The following is a 17575-nucleotide window of genomic DNA, read 5'->3' as shown; positions in this document are numbered from 1 at the left end:
ATCAGCTCCAAAAAAGTTCAGGGTTCAAAGAGTAAGCCCGGTGTTTGGCAGCTGTTGCTGTCCGTGCAGCGCTTACTTGAACAAAACTACGGGGCCATGATTTGTCCAGATCAGGGGGTGGTAGCAAAAAGCGGGTTTTGTCCGATATTTGTCCAGAAGAGGGGGCGGGAAAATTGATTTTTGTTTAAAAACTGACCGGGACGAACGTGCTACACGAGCGCCCCGGCGCTTGATCAGCTTACTCGTCGAGGAAGCTGCGCAGGTAGTCGGAGCGCGTGGGGTGACGCAGCTTGCGCAGCGCCTTGGCTTCGATCTGGCGAATCCGCTCGCGAGTTACGTCGAACTGCTTGCCCACTTCCTCGAGGGTGTGGTCGGTGTTCATGTCGATACCGAAACGCATGCGCAGTACCTTGGCTTCGCGGGCGGTGAGGCCGGCCAGTACTTCCTTGGTGGCTTCCTGCAGGCCCTGGCCTGTGGCGGCGTCCACCGGTGAGGAAATGGTGTTGTCCTCGATAAAGTCGCCCAGGTGCGAATCTTCGTCGTCGCCGATGGGCGTTTCCATGGAAATCGGCTCTTTGGCGATCTTCAGTACCTTGCGGACCTTGTCTTCCGGCATGTCCATGCGCTCGCCCAGCTCTTCAGGTGTGGGCTCGCGGCCCATTTCCTGCAGCATCTGGCGGGAGATACGGTTGAGCTTGTTGATTGTCTCGATCATGTGCACCGGAATACGGATGGTACGGGCCTGGTCCGCAATAGAGCGGGTAATGGCCTGGCGAATCCACCACGTAGCGTAGGTCGAGAACTTGTAACCGCGGCGGTATTCAAACTTGTCCACGGCCTTCATCAGGCCGATATTGCCCTCCTGGATCAGGTCGAGGAACTGCAGGCCGCGGTTGGTGTACTTCTTGGCGATCGAGATCACCAGGCGCAGGTTGGCCTCAACCATTTCTTTCTTGGCACGGCGGGCACGGGCTTCACCCATGCTCATGCGGCGGTTGATTTCCTTGATCTCCGTGACCGTCAGGCCGCACTGTTCTTCCAGCTGCTGGATGCGGCGCTGGCAGCGCTGAATGGCTTCTTTCTCGGCGCTCAGCTTGGTGCCGTAATCTTTCTTACGGGCGTGACGAGAGACCCACTTGAGGTCGGATTCGCTGCCCTGGAAGGAGCTGATGAACTCCTTGCGTGGCATGCCGCAAATGCGGGTGGCCAGACGCATGATCTCGCGCTCCTGGTCACGCACGCCAACCAGGATGTTGCGCGGCGAATCCGTCAGGGGATCGAAGACACGGGGGGTGAGCTTGAAGAACTTGAACAGCTCGCCCAGCTTTTCCATTTCTTTCTGGCTGGTGGCGTCATCGCGGCCTTTGGCGGCAATGGCCTTCTCGGTTTTGTTGTACTGGCGCTTGAGCGCTGAGAAGCGCTTCTTCGCTTCTACCGGGTCGGGACCGTTGTCCGACTCTTCGTCGTCATCATCGTCGCTCTTGTTGGCAGCGGCCTCGGCCATTTCTGCCGCAGAGGGGACATGCTCCGCCGGATCCAGGTAGCCGACCATGATGTCAGCCAGACGGCGCTCTTCCTTGGCCACCAGGTCGTATTCGTCGAGAATGCTTTTCACGGCACCGGGATACAGGGCCAGGGCGGCCATCAGCTCACGGATACCCTCTTCGATACGCTTGGCGATGACAATCTCGCCTTCGCGGGTCAGCAGCTCCACGGTACCCATTTCGCGCATATACATGCGCACCGGGTCGGTGGTGCGGCCGGCTTCGGTTTCTACCGCGGCCAGGGCGGCAGCGGCTTCGGCTGCGGCGATGTCGTCGGCGGAGGAATCGCCTTCGGTCATCAGCAGCTCATCGGCATCGGGGGCGGTCTCGAATACCTGGATGCCCATGTCGTTGATCATCTGGATGATGTCTTCGACCTGATCCGGATCGGAAATATCCTCCGGCAGGTGGTCGTTAACCTCGGCGTAGGTCAGGTATCCCTGTTCCTTGCCTTTGGCGATTAGCGACTTGAGTCGGGACTGTTGTTGGACGACATCGTTCATGTAACTGAACCTTTGAAATTCGCGGAAAAAAATCAGCCGGCAATTATATCCGGAAACTACACGCTTAACTACAGCTAAGTAGGGCGAATTAGCCGTTTATTTGGCGCAAATACCCTCACAATCGCCCCAGAATCAGCTTTGCTTATGTATGGGCGACCAGCTCGATTACAAGGGGGTCACGCTCTTCGGGTGCGGAGGTCCATCGGGGCGGGTTTTCCGCCTCCCCAGCGTCGGCAACTTATGCCTTTGGCACGCCTATGTTTGGCGATGTTGGCACTTACTTGCGCTGCGCATCCCGCTGCTGCTTCTCTTGCAGTAGCTCCCTCAGGCGCTGCTTTTCCAGCTCGCTGAGATCAGCGTAGTTGGTGCTTCTGAGTTTGTCGACCTGAGCGGTCAGTTTTGAATGATGCGGGAGCTGGTGGGCCAGCTTGTCGATCGTGTCGAGGAATTGCTGCTCAATGCCCTCGGTGGGGATCAGGCGCTCCAGCCCCGCCAGGCGATTCAGCAGTTCGCCTTCGGTAGTGCCATACCAGTGGCCGAGCAACATGCCGGTATTGGATTCCGGGCGCCGGTGTACCAGCTCCAATAGTTGGCGTAACAGCGCGCCGTCACTGTCGCCGAGCTCAGCCAGGCTGCCGGGGTCAACGCCGCGTGCAATCTCGGGCTTGTGGAGTACCAGGGCAATGGCGCCCTGGGCGAGGTTGGAGTAGCCCGCGGGCAGTTGCATGGCCGGCCGTTGGCGGGGTTGGTGCTCGTCACCGGCCTCCGGGTCGTAGTCGGGGTAATCGGCCAGTTCGGGCGGTGGCGCATCGTCATCCGGTCCGGGGCCCGCCTCATTTGCAGGCCACCCCTGTGCCTGATTAGCATGTCTCGTTGCCTGCCCATCGGTGCCCTGGCTGGGCCCCTGGCTTGCCAATGGCGGAGGCTCCGGTGCGCTCACCTCAAGTTTCATGAGGCTTTCAAGTTCCAGCCCGGTGCGCTCGGCGAGGGCCTGGAACATGAGCTGGCGATACACCCCTTCCGGGAGCTGGCGCAAGTAGGGCAGGGCCAGCTTGCTCATGCGCGCCCGTCCATCGAGTGTGCTGGTATCCAGCCCCTCGGCAACCGCTTCGAACAGGAAGGTTTCCAGGGGCATGGCCTGGCTCAGCAGTGTTTCAAACTGTTCCTTGCCGTTGGCGCGTACCATGGTGTCCGGGTCTTCGCCTTCGGGCAGGAACAGGAATCGGGCCTGGCGCCCGTCTTCCATGCACGGCAGGGCGGCCTCTAAAGCGCGAAAGGCTGCCTTGCGGCCGGCCTCGTCGCCATCGAAGCAGAAGATGACTTCAGGGCAGCGGCGATAAACTCGCTCCAGGTGGGCTTTGCTGGTGGCGGTGCCGAGGGTGGCGGTGGCGTAGTTAATGCCGTACTGAGCCAGCGCTATCACATCCATATAGCCTTCGACGACCAATAGGCGGTCGAGCTTGCGATTGGCCTGCAGTGCCTCGTAAAAGCCGTAGAGTTCGCGGCCCTTGTGGAAAATCTCGGTTTCCGGGGAGTTGAGGTACTTGGGTTTATCGTCGCCCAGTACTCGCCCGCCAAAGGCGATTACCCGGCCGCGCTGGTCGCGGATCGGGAACATGATGCGATTGCGGAACCGGTCGTAGACGTTGCCCTTGTCGTTTTCCACCAGCATGCCGGTCTGCATGAGTTGCTGGTTGTGAGCCTGGCTGTCGCCCAGGGTCTCGCGCAGGTTCTGCCAGCCGGGGGGCGCAAAACCGATGCCGAAATCCCGGGCAATCACGCCGGTGAGGCCGCGATCCTTAAGGTAATTGACGGCCTGGGCGGCCTGGGGGTGGCTGCGCAACTGCTGCTTGTAGAAATCCGCTACCTGCTCCATGAGTTTGTAGAGCGATTTTTTGCCGTCTTCCTTTTCGGCGCGCGCCCGGGCTGCAGGCCCCTCTTCCCGAGGTACTTCCAGGCCGACGCTGGTCGCGAGGGTTTCCACGGCCTGCGGGAACTCTACGTTCTCGTAGTCCATGACGAAGCCGAGGGCATTGCCACCGGCGCCGCAGCCAAAGCAGTAGTAGAACTGCTTGTCAGGGTTCACGGTGAAGGAGGGTGTTTTCTCCTCATGGAAAGGGCAGCAGGCGGAGTAGTTTTTGCCGGTTTTTCTTAGCTTGACGCGCCGGTCAACCACGTCGACGATGTCGACACGGTCCAGCAGGTCATCGAGAAAAGCTTGTGGAATTCGTCCGGCCATAGGGAGAGTAGTCTAGCCTTGCCGGTGCCGTTGGCGCCACCGATGTTGCGCCGGGAATGTATTCAGGCGGTGAGGCGCTGCTTCACCAGGCCGCTGACGGCGCCCATATCGGCGCGGCCGGCCAGTTTTGGCTTGAGCTGGCCCATGACCGGGCCCATGGCCGCCATGCCCTCGGCGCCGGAGGCGGCGATGGCCTCGTCAATCAGGGCAAAAATTTCGTCTTCGGAAAGTTGCTGGGGCAGGAAAACCTGCAACACCTCGATCTCGGCGTTTTCTTTTTCCGCCAGTTCGGTGCGGCCCGCATCAATGTACTGCTGGGCAGAATCGCGGCGTTGCTTGACCATTTTGTCCAGCACAGCGAGCGCCCGAGCGTCGTCTACTTCGACGCGCTCGTCCACTTCGATTCGCTTGAACTCGGCCTGAATCAGCCGGATGGTGCCCAGTCGCTCTTTGTCCTTGGCCTTCATGGCCGCTTTCATGGCGGCCCTGATGGTGTCCGTGAGGGACTGATCACTCATAGGAGGGAAGCTCTAGCGTCTGTTAGTACAGACGAACGCGCTTGCGGTTCTCGCGAGAAACCTTCTTCAGGTGACGCTTAACAGCAGCAGCGCCAGCGCGCTTGCGTACAGTAGTGGGCTTCTCGTAGTGCTCGCGCTTACGAACTTCAGCCAGAACGCCAGCTTTTTCACAGGAACGCTTGAAGCGACGCAGTGCTACGTCGAAAGGCTCGTTTTCCTTGACCTTGATGTGGGGCATTAACTCTATACCTATTTCTGTGTTGGGTGCATTTCCCGGGCTTTCGGTCCGAGATTGCCTAAAAGGGCGCGCATTCTATACTCACAGGCCCCCGTAATCAAGTATGATGCGCGTCGTGAAACAGAGTGAATTTTCCCTATGCTAATCCTCGGATTGGAGACGTCCTGCGACGAGACAGGCGTGGCCCTATACCACACAGAACGGGGGCTGCTGGCGCATGCCCTGTTCAGCCAGATAGACATCCATGTGGAGTATGGCGGCGTGGTGCCGGAGCTGGCCTCGCGCGACCATGTACGCAAGACCTTGCCCCTGCTTGAGCAGGTGATGGCCGAGGCCGGTGTGACCGCGGCAGATATCGATGGTGTGGCCTACACGGCGGGCCCCGGGCTGGTGGGCGCCCTGATGGTAGGTGCCACCCTGGCGCGAGCGCTGGCCTGGGGTTGGGGGTGCCTGCCCTGGGTGTACATCATATGGAGGGCCATTTGCTGGCGCCCATGCTGGAAGAGGAACACCCCGAATTCCCGTTTGTGGCCCTGCTGGTGTCCGGTGGCCATACCCAGTTGGTGCGTGTCGATGGTATTGGCAAGTACAAGCTGCTCGGCGAGTCCCTGGATGACGCCGCCGGCGAGGCTTTCGATAAAGTGGCCAAGATGCTCGGTTTGCCCTATCCCGGTGGACCACATGTGGCCAAACTGGCGGCCCAGGGCAACTCAGAGCGGTTTGATTTCCCCCGGCCCATGGTCAATCGCCCCGGGCTGGATTTCAGCTTCTCCGGGCTCAAGACCTACACCTTGAATACGGTGGAAGACTGCAAGATTGATGGCGTACTGGGGGAGCAGGACCGGGTGGATATTGCCCGTGCCTTCGAGGATGCCGTGGTATCTACCCTCACCATTAAGTGCCGCAGGGCGCTGCAACAGGAAGGGCTCAAGACCCTGGTAATGGCGGGCGGAGTAAGCGCTAACTTAAACTTAAGGGCAGAGCTGAAAAGGGCTCTGGCGAAAGAGCAGGCGGCGGTGTTCTACCCTGCGCCGCAATTTTGCACCGATAACGGCGCCATGATTGCCTATGCGGGGCCCAGCGCCTGCGCGCCGGACAGATCGATGCTGCCGATGTCGCCGTGCGCCCGCGCTGGCCGATGGATCAATTGCCCCCGATCGAGGCCGCGTAATGGACATTGTGTATATAGAAGGCCTGCAGGCTGATGCCGTAATCGGCGTGTATGACTGGGAGCGCGATATTCGCCAGCCCCTGGTGATCGATCTGGAGCTGGCCTCAGACAATCGCCGGGCCGCGGCTAACGATGCCATCGCAGACGCGGTGGATTACGACGCCATCTCCCAGGCGGTGGTGGCCTATCTTCAGGCCAGTGAATTTGAGCTGATTGAAACCCTGGCAGAGCGGTTGGCGACGCTGGTGCGCGAGGAATTTGGTATTGGCTGGGTGCGCCTGCGTTTGGCCAAGCCCGGGGCCGTCAAGGCCGCTACCAGTGTCGGCGTGATCATTGAGCGCGGGGAGCGCCGCTGATGGCGCAGGTGTACCTAGGCCTGGGGAGCAATATTGAGCGCGAGCGCTATATCACGGCGGGCCTTGATGCCCTGGCCCAGCGTTTCGGTGAGTTGCAGGTGTCGCCGGTGTACGACAGTGCCGCTGTAGGTTTCGAAGGTCAGCCCTTTCTTAATCTGGTGCTGGCGCTGAATACGGACCTGCCGCTGGGTGAGCTGGCCCGCACCTTGCGCCACATTGAGATCGAGCATGGGCGGCCGCCCAATGCGCCGAGGTTTTCACCGCGCCAGCTGGACATCGATATTCTTACCTATGATGACCAGGTGGGGATGATTGAAGGCGTGGAGCTGCCGCGGGGAGAAATTCTCGAAAACGCGTTTGTACTGCGGCCGTTGGCTGACCTGGCGCCGGCGGGTGTGCACCCTGTTGCGAAATGCACGTACCGTGAACTCTGGGCAGATTACGATCAATCCTCTCAGGAGATTGTTGCGGTGGCTTTCAGCTGGCGAGGGCGAACACTCTAGCGTAGGTGCGCTTAGTCGACGCCCTGGCTAGCGCGCAGTGCATCCAGTCGACGAATCTGCTCCTCTGCCATGGCCTGGCCAATGGCGGGCCCTTCAAGATCGGGGAATTGCGAGGCGTTCACTGTTAGCGCGATGTCCCGGGCCTCGCGCAAGTAATTCGCCTGGGGATAGGGGCGGTCTTCCAGCCCCGTTCTTCCGCGGGCATCGGCCTCGCAGGCGAGCAGAAAGTTTTCCCACCGCTGGGGCTGACGCAGCCCGCCGGTTTCCTTCAGCAGCTTGAGCAACGTTTTGCCTCGCAATTCCATCGCGCGATGGCTGTGCAGGTGGTATTCGCACACAGCCAGGGCCAAATCCCGGTACTGATTGGGGCCTTGAGCCGTTTGCACGCCTTGCGCACGAGTTTGACGCCGCGTTTCTCATGGGCGAGATGGCGCGGCCATTCGGCCTCTGGCGTGGTGCCCTTACCCAGATCGTGCATCAGTACCGCAAAGCGCACGACTTTGCTGCCGCCCAGGACAACGGCCTGTTGCAGAGACAGCAGCGTATGGATTCCGGAGTCGATCTCCGGATGATGCTCTGGCGTCTGGGGTACGCCGAACAAGGCCTCGAGTTCAGGGATGAGGTGTTGCAGTGCCCCGCATTCACGTAGGACCTCGATGAACACCTCGGGATTGCGTTCTCCCATTGCCTTTTCCAGCTCCACCCAAATGCGCTCTTTGCTCAGGTGGGCCAATTCGCCTGCGGCAACAATGTCTGCCATAAGCGCCATGGTTTCCGGTGCCACTGTAAAACCCAGGTGATGGAAGCGGGCCGCAAAGCGTGCTGTGCGCAAGACCCGCAGCGGGTCTTCCACAAAGGCATCTGAAACGTGCCGGAGCAGCCTGGCTTCCAGGTCCTGCTGGCCGCCATAGGGGTCGATAATGTGGCCCTGGTCATCCTGCGCCATGGCATTCACCGTCAGATCCCGGCGCAGCAGGTCTTCTTCCAGGGTGACTTCGGGTGCGCAATACACATCGAAGCCATGGTAGCCGTGGCCGGCCTTGCGCTCGGTGCGGGCCAGGGCGTGCTCGTCTTTGGTCTGGGGGTGGAGGAAAACGGGGAAGTCTTTGCCTACCTGCTGGTAGCCGAGGTCGAGCATTTGTTGGGGGGTGGCGCCGACAACGACCCAGTCCTGCTCTATTATCGGGTAGTTCAGGAGTTGGTCGCGCACGGCGCCGCCGACGAGATAGGTATCCATGTCAGTGTACTGGCTGGCCGTCTTTGCAGCGGCAGTGGGTCCAGGCCCTGGTGTCCAGGCAATACAAGGAAAGCGAGCCCCCCCATATGCAGCCGGTGTCCAGCCCAATGGCATTGGGCGTACTGGTGCGTCCCTCGAGTGCTGCCCAATGGCCAAACAGAATGGGATCGTCGGCAGCTTTGCGATGCTTGTGGGCAAACCATGCGTCGACCTTCTTGCTGCCCTTGGGGGCTTCTGCGCCCTTGCTCTCCAGGTCCAGTTTCCCTTTGCGGGTGCAAAAACGCATGCGCGTCAGATAATTGGTGATGACGCGCAGCCGCTCCATGCCTTCCAGGTCGCCTGACCAGATCGCGGGTTCATTACCATACATCGCTTTAAAGAACGCGATGCAGTCTGGCCCGCGCAGCACGGACTCTACCTCGCGGGCGCGTTTCAGGGCCTTTTTGATCGACCACTGGGGCGGGATGCCGGCGTGCACGAGGGTGTAGCCGTGTTCGTGGTGAATCAATGGCTGATGGAGGAGCCAGTTCAGCAGTGGCTCACGATCGGGTGCTTCGAGAATGGCGTCCAGGGTATCGGAGCGCGAGGGTCGACGGGCGCCACTGGCCACCGCCAGCAGATGCAGGTCGTGGTTGCCCAGCACCATCACCAGGCTGTCGCGCATGTCGTAAAGGAAGCGCATTGTACCCAGGCAATCGGGACCGCGATTGACGATGTCGCCGGCGGACCAGAGCACATCTACCTCGGGGTCGAATTTCACCGTCTGCAGCAGGCACTTCAGAGGCTCGAGGCAGCCCTGTATATCGCCCACGACATAGGTGGCCATGTCAGTTCAGCGCCGTGGGCGTGTGCAGGGTAAACGCAGGAATGGGCACTTCGAAGGTCGGCAGATCTTCCGGGGGAACTTCCATGGGGTCGCGTACGACCATAAAGTAGCTCCCCTCCATAAAGCCGACCGGCGTCTCCAGACTGGCCCCGCTGGTGTAGCGGAAGGAATCGCCCGGTGGAATTACCGGCTGTTCGCCCACCACGCCTTCGCCTCTCACCTCCTGAACCTCGTTGTTGGCATCGGTGATGACCCAGTGACGCGACAGCAACTGCACCGGGCTGTCACTCGCATTGCTGATTGTAATGGTATAGGCGAACGTGTAGTGATCTTCGTCCGGGCTGGAATGGCTGGGCAGATAGGTGGTGACCACGTTAATCCCGATCAGGGATGTCTTGAACGGTGCGTTAGGCATTGAGCCCCCTGGCAATGTCTACAAACTGATCGAGTTCCAGCGTTTCCGCCCGGGCGCCCGGATCGATGCCCAGGGATTCCAGCTGCCCGGCGCTGACCAGGCCCTTCAGGTTGTTGCGCAGGGTTTTGCGCCGCTGGGCGAAGGCGGCCTGTACTACCTTGCCCAGCTCGCTTTCGCTGCAGTCCGGCCAGGGCGACTCGCTGCGAGGCGTGAGTCGCACGATTGCCGACTGGACCTTGGGCGGCGGGAAAAAGGACTCTGGCGGCACGTCAAACAGGTGATCTACCTGGCAGTGGTATTGCGCCATGATGCCCAGGCGCCCCCAGTGTTTGCTGCCCGGGGTAGCTGCCAACCGCTGCACGACTTCCAGCTGCAGCATGAAGTGCATGTCCTGAATGATGCTGGCGTTCTCAAGCAGTTTGAAAATTAGTGGCGTGGAGATGTTGTAGGGCAGATTGCCCACCACCCGCAGCCTCTCGCCCTCATCGGTGAGCGCGGCAAAGTCAAATTTCAGGGCATCGGCGCTGTGTAGCTTGAACCCCGAGTAGACGCTGAAAGCGGCCAGCAGGCCCGCCACCAGATCGCGGTCCAGTTCCACCACATCCAGCCGGCATCCCGTCGGCGCCAGGGTCTCGGTGAGCGCGCCCTGGCCGGGGCCGATTTCCACAATATGGTCAGCCTCCTGTGGGTTGATAGCGGCGGCTATGCGGCCGATGACGCCTTCGTCGGTCAGGAAATTCTGGCCGAAGCGTTTGCGGGGGCGATGGCTTGAGGGTTGTTTTGACATAGGCGCATTGTACCCGTCGATTGGTTAAATACTACCGACCCGCGGCATTGTGGTGACGAATTCTGTTACACTCCGGCACCATTAGTTGGACCGATCGGGCACTCGAATTCACACCATGACGCTTTACCAGTATTTCAGTCTTATCAATGTGCAGGCACGTATGCTGCTCAAGGCTGATGCCTCCAAGTTCAAGCTCGGTTTCATGTGGTGGTTTCTTGAGCCTCTGATGTGGGTGGGCGTGTTCTACATCGTGTTCAGTCTGATTCTGGATACCGGGCGTAAATCCGGTGATTTTATTTTCTTTCTTGCCTGCGGCAAATTCGCCTTTATCTGGTTTTCCAAGACGGTTATCCAGGCCTCGGGCAGCATCGTGGCCAGCCAGGGCCTGATCGGCAAGGTGAACATGCCCAAGTCACTGTGGCCCATGTCGGGGATTCAGGAGAGTTTGTATCGGCAGTCGTCTGTGTATCTGCTGCTACTGGTAATCCTGTTAATAGGCGGCGTATCGCCCAATGCGGGCTGGTTGCTGCTGCTGCCGATTGCGGCGGTGATGTATCTGTTAATCGTAACCTGCGGATTAATCGGCGCGTGCCTTGTCTGTATTGCCCGTGATTTCCAGAAGTTCATCCCCCTGGGTATGACCTTCCTGCTGTTTACCTCCGGTATTTTCTGGGATGTCCGTGACATACCCAACCAGGATAAGGCCGAGATGTTGCTGACGGTCAATCCGCTGGCCTTCCTGCTGCACTGTCATCGTCAGGTGCTGCTCTATAACGAGACACCGGATATGGCGCATCTGCTATCGCTGGCGGCGATCTGCTGTGCTCTGATTGGCCTGACGGTGTTGTATATGCGTCGCTACAGCAAGTACCTGGCGCTGAAGGTGTTGACCTGATGAGTGACGACAACCGCAAGGTCATGCTGGAACTCAAGGACGTGTCCCTGAATTTCCGCACCAGTCGAGGCACCTTCGATCACGGCGTACATCACGTGCTCGACCAGGTGTCATTCAAGCTCTACGAGAACGAGACGCTCGGCATTATTGGGCGCAATGGGGTGGGTAAAACCACGATGTTGCGGATTATGGCGGGAATTCTGGCGCCGACAGCGGGTGAGGTTGACACACGACCGGGCAAGACGGCTTCGCTACTAACCATCGGGCTTGGCCATAAGGTGGATTTGAGTGGTCGAGACAACGCTATGTTGTCTGCCATGCTACAGGGCGCAACGCGAGACGAGGCGCTCGGCTTTCTGGAGCAGATCAAGGAGTTTTCCGAGCTGGGTGACTCCTTCGAGGAACCCGTGAAGACCTATTCTGCGGGCATGAAATCCAGGTTGGGTTTTACCACCGCACTGCTTACTCGTGTTGATATCCTTTTGGTAGATGAAGTGCTGAGTGTCGGTGATGCTGCGTTTCGCCAGAAGGCAGAACAGGCGATGAAAGAGCGAATCAGTGGCGAGCAGACGGTTGTATTTGTGTCCCACTCGGATGCTCAGGTAAAGGCGCTTTGTGATCGGGTGATCTGGATCGATGAAGGGAAGATATGCGGTGAGGGTGAGCCGAAAGTAGTTATCGCTAAATATCGAGCGTCGCTCAAGAAGTAATTTCTCTATTCAATGTCAACGCTGCAATTCTTGACTACTTCCTCGTGGCTTTTGCTGTAGTCTCGCCTTAGCCCGTCCCACACCGCGCTGGCTGTGATCGACAGGAACTTTTTGTACTCGAATTTTTCATAGAACCTGAAGGTCATGAAAAAGCTTGGTATCTTCACTAGTAATACCAGTGGATACCATATTCCGGAAGCAATGCGGAATAGTTCTAGCCGGTTTCGGTAGGTGTAATAGACCTTCCACAGTGGGCGGTAAACGTCCTGTTGGTTGACCAAAGTCTCGCAGTCGTGGCGAAATTTCATAGTCGGCACAAACCAGTGGCGTAATCCTGCCTTGCGTGAATCCAGCAAGTAGATGATATCGTCTGCATATATAAACAGCTCGCTGCGAGGTAGCCCAATTTTTCCATCACGAATGTTCGCGACGCGGATGAAGCAACCCACGAACGAAGAGGTATCAACATCCAGAGGTATTTCGCTGTCGTAGGATTCATCGCTGACGTGAAAGCCCATCCGGCCTTTGCGCGCGGTTCCTATAAATTGACCAAAATGCCAGAACGGGTTGTTGCTGGGTCTGTTCATTTCACTGATTCGTTTGCCATCCGGCAGGTAAACGGCTCCGGCCATACTGCCCACATCTGAGGGAATCGATAGTGCGTTGAAAATATCAACTACACCCTCTTCCGGATAGGCGTCGTCATCAAAGCAGACCAGCCAATCGGCTTTCGGTAACTTCTCGACGACGTAGGCGAAACCTTGGTTGAATCCACCGGCGCCTCCGAGATTGGTTGGGCTGTGAATGATTTTCAGCCTTGTGTCTGAGAGGGAGTCTAACCAGTCTCGGCTGTTGTCGGTAGAGGCGTTGTTGACTACGACGATCTTGTAAAAGGCATTATCCAGGGTGCGGGCTATCGTCTCTTTCAGCTTTTCGAGGCGATTGAATGTGACGATGACAGCAACGAGATTTACAGGATGAGACACGTTAGATTGGCTCTACGAAGAAGGGAGGAATTTTCCTCCCCTGTTCCACCAATGTCAAAAACTCATTGGCAGCCTCGAGGGCCTCGGCGATCGTTACGTCCATGTCGAGATAGCGATAGGTGCCAAGCCTGCCCACAAAAGAAACCCCTTCCTCATCCCGAGCTTTTTGAACGTAATCCCTGAGCATGGCCTCTTCCTGAGTAAGTCGGATAGGGTAGTAGGGGATATCTTTTGGTCCACAGGCGCGGCTGTATTCTTCGAAGCAGATAGTTTTCTCGTGTTTTTCCCAGGGGGAAAAATGCTTGTGTTCGGCGATCCTAGTGTAGGGAACGGACTCGTCACCGTAGTTCATTACCGCACAGCCCTGATAGTCGCCCTCGGCACGAATCTCCTTGAAATCAAGTGTCCGGTAACCGAGGCGCCCCAATTCGTAGTCGAAAAAACCGTCTATTGGACCGCTGTAAAACACATGGTGGAACTCTTGGACATGCTCCCGGGTGAATTTGGTCCCGAGTTCTACCGAAATGCCGGGGTGATCGAGTATTTTCTCTACAATGGCGGTATAGCCATCCCGCGGCATCCCTTGATACTTGTGGAAGAAATAGTTGTCATCGTAATTGAAGCGTATTGGTAACCGTTTGAGGATGCTGGCGGGGAGCTGGTTGGGCGAGCAGCCCCACTGCTTCTGGGTGTAGCCCTTGAAGAAAGCCTCGTAGAGGTCTCGACCGACAAAGCGCAGCGCCTGTTCTTCGAAAGTCTGTGGGTCCGCGATGTTGAGATCAGCCTGCCCTTCGATAAATGCCATTGCTTCAGTTGGTGACATTGCCTTGCAAAAAAACTGGTTGATGGTCAGCAAGTTGATGGGTAGAGAGTAGACTTTATTGCCGCTGGTGGTCTTTACCCTATTGGTATATGGCATGAGTTCTGTGAACTGGTGCAGATATTCCCAGACTCGTTCGCTATCGGTGTGGAAGATATGTGGCCCATAGCGATGTACCATCACGCCCGAATCAGGGTCACGCTCTGTATGGCAGTTGCCGGCAACGTGGTCACGGATGTCGAAAACCTTGACTCGATAACCGGCCTCAACAAGACTTCGAGCGATGACTGCGCCGGAAAAACCTGCGCCTACTGCGGCAATATGCTTCATAGGTGTGGTAGTACTCGAGTCAATATGCGTTTTTGTGGATAAAGCCCCTGAACAGGGTGAGGAAGATGATTTTCATGTCTAGCCAGAACGACCAATTGTCTATGTAGTAAAGGTCGTGCTCAACCCTTTTTTGCAAATCGGTATCGCCGCGCCAGCCATTGACTTGGGCCCAGCCGGTGATGCCGGCTTTGACCATGTGTTTTTGCATGTAACTGGGTATTTCGTCCTTGAAGCGTTCGACAAAGACCTTTCGTTCCGGCCGGGGCCAACGACGGACATGTCACCTTTGATGACATTCCAGAACTGGGGCAGCTCGTCCAGGGAGGTCCTACGCAGCAATCCGCCTACCGCGGTAGCCCGTTTCTCGCCGGCCTTTGCCCAGACTGGACCACTCTGGTTTTCTGCATCAACCGGCATGGTCCGAAATTTGTACATTTCGAACTCGCGACCGTTCCAGCTTAGGCGAGTCTGTTTGTAGAATACCGGGCCGGGGCTACTCATCTTGACAGCGAGTGCAATTACTAACATCAACGGACTAATTAGCAGCAGAGTCACCAATGAAATAACCTTGTCTTCCAGTTCCTTAATCCAGCGGTTGACGCCGTCCATCGGTGTCACAGAGAGATTTATTACGGACATACCGGCTATGGAGCTAATGGAGTGATTGATAAGTCGGTAGCCGAAAAGGTCTGGCACTAGGCGGATGTCTGCAGTGACATCGCGTAATTTCCCCATAATCTCCTCAATCAGGTCCTCTTCCCGCAATGGCATTGCCAACCAGACTTGGTCAATTTGGTGAGTTGTCACATACTTTATGCCTTCTTCTATGCTGCCGGTTTGGGCTGTTTCGATGGCTTCGCTGGGCATCTTGGAAGAGTAGTATCCGACGATATTGAACCCCGTCTCGGGATTTTCGCGAAGTTTTTGGAGTACTTTTTCGCCCGTTTCACCCTCAGCCAATAAGATGATATGTCGCAAATTTAAACCTTTTGCACGCATTCGACGTAAGACCGCGCGCAGCAGGACACGCTGTGCCATTAGCGTGGCGTATCCAACCACGTACCACATCATTAGCCAGGCCCGTGAGAAGCTCGCAGTTGTCTTTGTGATTACCGCAATGAAAATCAGGACGCCAAACACGATGGTCCAAGCCAATAGTAACCGAGTGAATTCTTGCACCTGGTCTTCGCCGCGCCAGGCACGATAGAGTTCGGTTGCGTTAAAAGTCACCAGCTGCAATAGCAGTGCAAGAATGACGGAGATCTGATAAAGGAGAAAGCTAGGGGGGGTCGAATCCGCGAAAACAATCCTATAGGCAAGTGCACAGCAAAAGAGTGACAGCAATAGGTCTGACGTACGCATTAGCCACAGAAGCAGGTCTGAATGTTCGCGTAGATAGCCTTTGTGCTGCATATGCAGGATTAGCCTGTATTGTCGTCAAGTGTTGCCTAGGTTACTGTGAGGCGTATTCAGTGGCAATATAATTGAAAATTGCATTGCGAAGGTAACATTGAATTGTGAATCATTGAACAATGCTTACAGCTCCTCGTTGAGATAGCTTCGATCACTAGAGAATCAGTTGAAAGGCGCAACCCGTGTGTAAGTGGACAATTCCACCGAAGAGGCTTTATGGGATCCGATTGCTATTCGATAGGAATTCTGCCCGTATCCCTGCAAAGGGTTCCTGGCGGTTTATTTAGCTCACCAAGCTACCTTCGAGCTTGATATAGCGAGCGGAGCTGGTCGTCAATCCCGAGTTGGCTCAGTATCACCACGGTATCATTATAAGAAGCCACTATTAGAGTAGAGCGTTGGTTGTTCCTTCTAGCACCGCGGTGATCGGGTTTATGTCTTTCTTGTTACTAATTCGGTTCAATGTCAACACCCGAATAGTTAGGCCGCTTGCGGACAGTCATCAATTCAAACAGCGGCAAGTGATTATCTGCAGGGCACTGTTATCTCCGTATTTTCTATTATTTTATACGGGCGTCATCATTGATCGCTGGGGCCGCAGTTTTATATACGTTGTGGCTTATCGGAAGTAGGTGGTGCCGTTCAAGTCGCCAGCCTGTAGTTAAACCGTTACGGGTGGTAGCATCTGGGCTTCAATATATAAAAGTCGCTGTTGGTGATAGGGTACAACCTCTGAGTAGCACAAGTTAAGCAGCGTCAAATGTTCAGGGTCACGTTAATTCTTTAGGCGATGTCAAATCAGCGAAAACTCATACTGCACCTCGGCTGCCACAAAACTGGCACCTCGGCTATTCAGGGTGCGTTGTATAAGTCGCGAGCTCTCTTGAGCGATCAGGGCTTTACGTTGTTTTGCAAAAATCCTGATGGCACTGAACGAGTCTCAGGCGATGCGTTGACCTGGGTGCGTTTTAGGTTTTGTCCGCACAGGCGGGTTCACGGCCTCGTTAGGCCCGGTTTTGCAGAGGCATTGGCTGCAAGCGAGGGTAATGTGATTGCATCTGCAGAGACTCTCTCTTGGATTTTCGACCCGAAGGAAATTCATCAACTGGCAGAAAACTTATATCAACATTTTGATAGTGTCCGGCTTGTGAGTTACGTTCGGAGGCAGGATGAGCAAGCGGTGTCCCACTACCAACAAGCGGCCAAACACAGCGGATTCATTGCCTCCAGGTATTTTGGCACCGGAAACAGGGCTTTACCTGAGTATGGCGAGCACCTGCAGCATTACCTGAATTATAGCTGTCGCTTGGGCTACTGGGCGGACGCTTTCGGACAATCTAATGTTAGTATCAGAGTTTTCGATCCGAGAAAACTAGTCGGTGCCGACGCTGTAGCCGACTTTTTCGAACTGACCGGGCTGCCTTGGAATGGGAAGTCCGAGAGGAAGAACGAGTCGCGTGGACTTGTATTTACCAAAACAGCCAGGCTGCTTAGCCAAGGTAGGCTTGACTATACTAGCTGGAAAGACCTGATGCAGCATATTCCGGACTCGCAACCCATGCTTCCTTCGCGCAAAAGTGCCCGAGAGTTTTACGAGCACTTCAGAGAGGGAAATCTTTTGCTGAACGAGAAATTCAAGATTTCTAAGGATACAACGCTCTTCACCGAAGACTTCAGTAAGTATCCGGAATCGGATATGGATTGTTGGGATGAAGATAGCGCGAATGCGGCTCTTGAAGCGTTAATCAAGGGTTTTCTGTCCGCAAACCCGGTTTCAAGCCCGGATATTGAGGTGATTCGACGTGCTGCAAATGCGATTCAACCGTTAGATCCGAGCTTGAGTTACGATCTGATAAACGTTGCTAATTCCTTGGGCGGGATCCGACCAGACCTTAAAATTGAAGCCGGTTTTCGCTCTAGAGTTAGGTCTTTCTTGCGCAAGCGTCCTCTTTTTCCATGGGGGCGATAAAATTGACAGGCTTTAGTCTACTTTAGCGGCACTGCTGACTCGCCTTTCGAGGTCAAAGTCTTATTATGGTCCAGTATCCGGTTAAAGCTGAGAAAGTGCGTTTTGAGATAGTGCA

Annotated in this window: 14 protein-coding genes and 3 pseudogenes; 6 read left to right on the top strand and 11 right to left on the bottom strand. The window is 56.4% G+C overall.

Features of this window, described 5'->3' with window-relative positions; genetic code table 11:
- Positions 1–238 precede the first annotated feature (238 nt).
- The 4 genes from rpoD to rpsU all read right to left on the bottom strand — a co-directional run bounded on the left by rpoD (position 239) and on the right by rpsU (position 5042).
- Positions 239–2047, bottom strand: coding sequence for an RNA polymerase sigma factor RpoD (rpoD, locus tag BST95_RS01305; RefSeq protein WP_066053702.1), 1809 nt, complete (start codon positions 2045–2047; stop codon positions 239–241).
- Positions 2048–2324: 277 nt separating this feature from the next.
- The gene (gene dnaG / locus BST95_RS01300; protein WP_084197825.1) at positions 2325–4286 is read right to left on the bottom strand and encodes a DNA primase; all 1962 of its coding nucleotides are present in this window, start codon (positions 4284–4286) and stop codon (positions 2325–2327) included.
- A 62-nt stretch (positions 4287–4348) separates the two neighbouring features.
- The gene (locus BST95_RS01295; RefSeq protein WP_084197824.1) at positions 4349–4804 is read right to left on the bottom strand and encodes a GatB/YqeY domain-containing protein; all 456 of its coding nucleotides are present in this window, start codon (positions 4802–4804) and stop codon (positions 4349–4351) included.
- Between the two features lie 22 nt (positions 4805–4826).
- Entirely contained in the window at positions 4827–5042 is a 216-nt protein-coding gene (gene rpsU, locus BST95_RS01290) for a 30S ribosomal protein S21 (RefSeq protein WP_066053713.1), read from the bottom strand.
- A gap of 138 nt (positions 5043–5180) precedes the next feature.
- Between rpsU and tsaD the strand changes: the two are divergent.
- The 3 genes and pseudogenes from tsaD (at position 5181) to folK (ending at position 7072) form a co-directional block, all read left to right on the top strand.
- Positions 5181–6213 (top strand): annotated as a pseudogene (gene tsaD, locus BST95_RS01285) (tRNA (adenosine(37)-N6)-threonylcarbamoyltransferase complex transferase subunit TsaD).
- Positions 6213–6569: a dihydroneopterin aldolase gene (folB, locus tag BST95_RS01280; RefSeq protein WP_084197823.1), complete on the top strand. Its 357-nt coding sequence runs from the start codon at positions 6213–6215 to the stop codon at positions 6567–6569. Before tsaD ends, folB begins: the two are co-directional and overlap by 1 nt.
- The gene (gene folK, locus BST95_RS01275; protein ID WP_084197822.1) at positions 6569–7072 is read left to right on the top strand and encodes a 2-amino-4-hydroxy-6-hydroxymethyldihydropteridine diphosphokinase; all 504 of its coding nucleotides are present in this window, start codon (positions 6569–6571) and stop codon (positions 7070–7072) included. Before folB ends, folK begins: the two co-directional genes overlap by 1 nt.
- An 11-nt stretch (positions 7073–7083) precedes the next feature.
- Here the strand turns inward: folK and BST95_RS01270 are convergent.
- The 4 genes and pseudogenes from BST95_RS01270 to rsmA form a co-directional block, all read right to left on the bottom strand.
- Positions 7084–8309, bottom strand: a pseudogene (locus tag BST95_RS01270) (multifunctional CCA addition/repair protein).
- 1 nt (position 8310) lies between these two features.
- Positions 8311–9135, bottom strand: a complete 825-nt coding sequence (locus BST95_RS01265; protein ID WP_084197821.1) for a symmetrical bis(5'-nucleosyl)-tetraphosphatase — start codon at positions 9133–9135, stop codon at positions 8311–8313.
- Position 9136: 1 nt separating this feature from the next.
- Entirely contained in the window at positions 9137–9550 is a 414-nt protein-coding gene (gene apaG / locus BST95_RS01260) for a Co2+/Mg2+ efflux protein ApaG (RefSeq protein ID WP_066053731.1), read from the bottom strand.
- Positions 9543–10337, bottom strand: coding sequence for a 16S rRNA (adenine(1518)-N(6)/adenine(1519)-N(6))-dimethyltransferase RsmA (gene rsmA, locus BST95_RS01255; RefSeq protein WP_084197820.1), 795 nt, complete (start codon positions 10335–10337; stop codon positions 9543–9545). The genes apaG and rsmA overlap by 8 nt, the downstream gene beginning before the upstream one ends.
- 115 nt (positions 10338–10452) lie before the next feature.
- Here rsmA and BST95_RS01250 point away from each other — a divergent pair, with 115 nt between their 5' ends.
- Both BST95_RS01250 and BST95_RS01245 read left to right on the top strand, forming a co-directional pair.
- Positions 10453–11232 carry an ABC transporter permease gene (locus BST95_RS01250; protein ID WP_169843815.1) on the top strand — a complete coding sequence of 260 codons (780 nt, stop codon included), beginning with the start codon at positions 10453–10455 and terminating at the stop codon, positions 11230–11232.
- On the top strand, positions 11232–11942 hold the full coding sequence (locus BST95_RS01245) for an ABC transporter ATP-binding protein (RefSeq protein WP_066053738.1): 711 nt from the start codon (positions 11232–11234) through the stop codon (positions 11940–11942). The genes BST95_RS01250 and BST95_RS01245 overlap by 1 nt, the downstream gene beginning before the upstream one ends.
- 5 nt (positions 11943–11947) lie before the next feature.
- Here the strand turns inward: BST95_RS01245 and BST95_RS01240 are convergent, their stop codons facing one another.
- From BST95_RS01240 to BST95_RS19515, 3 genes and pseudogenes are all read right to left on the bottom strand, one after another.
- The gene (locus BST95_RS01240; protein ID WP_084197819.1) at positions 11948–12928 is read right to left on the bottom strand and encodes a glycosyltransferase; all 981 of its coding nucleotides are present in this window, start codon (positions 12926–12928) and stop codon (positions 11948–11950) included.
- Position 12929: 1 nt separating this feature from the next.
- Complete coding sequence (gene glf, locus BST95_RS01235; RefSeq protein WP_066053745.1) at positions 12930–14078, bottom strand: UDP-galactopyranose mutase; 1149 nt, start codon at positions 14076–14078, stop codon at positions 12930–12932.
- Positions 14079–14097: 19 nt separating this feature from the next.
- Positions 14098–15440: pseudogene (locus tag BST95_RS19515) on the bottom strand (undecaprenyl-phosphate glucose phosphotransferase).
- 934 nt (positions 15441–16374) lie between these two features.
- Here BST95_RS19515 and BST95_RS01225 point away from each other — a divergent pair.
- Positions 16375–17460, top strand: a complete 1086-nt coding sequence (locus BST95_RS01225; RefSeq protein WP_146004241.1) for a hypothetical protein — start codon at positions 16375–16377, stop codon at positions 17458–17460.
- Positions 17461–17575: the final 115 nt, after the last annotated feature.

Source organism: Halioglobus japonicus (assembly GCF_001983995.1).
Taxonomy (GTDB): Bacteria; Pseudomonadota; Gammaproteobacteria; order Pseudomonadales; family Halieaceae; genus Halioglobus; species Halioglobus japonicus.
This window is presented reverse-complemented; position numbering and strand designations above follow the sequence as displayed.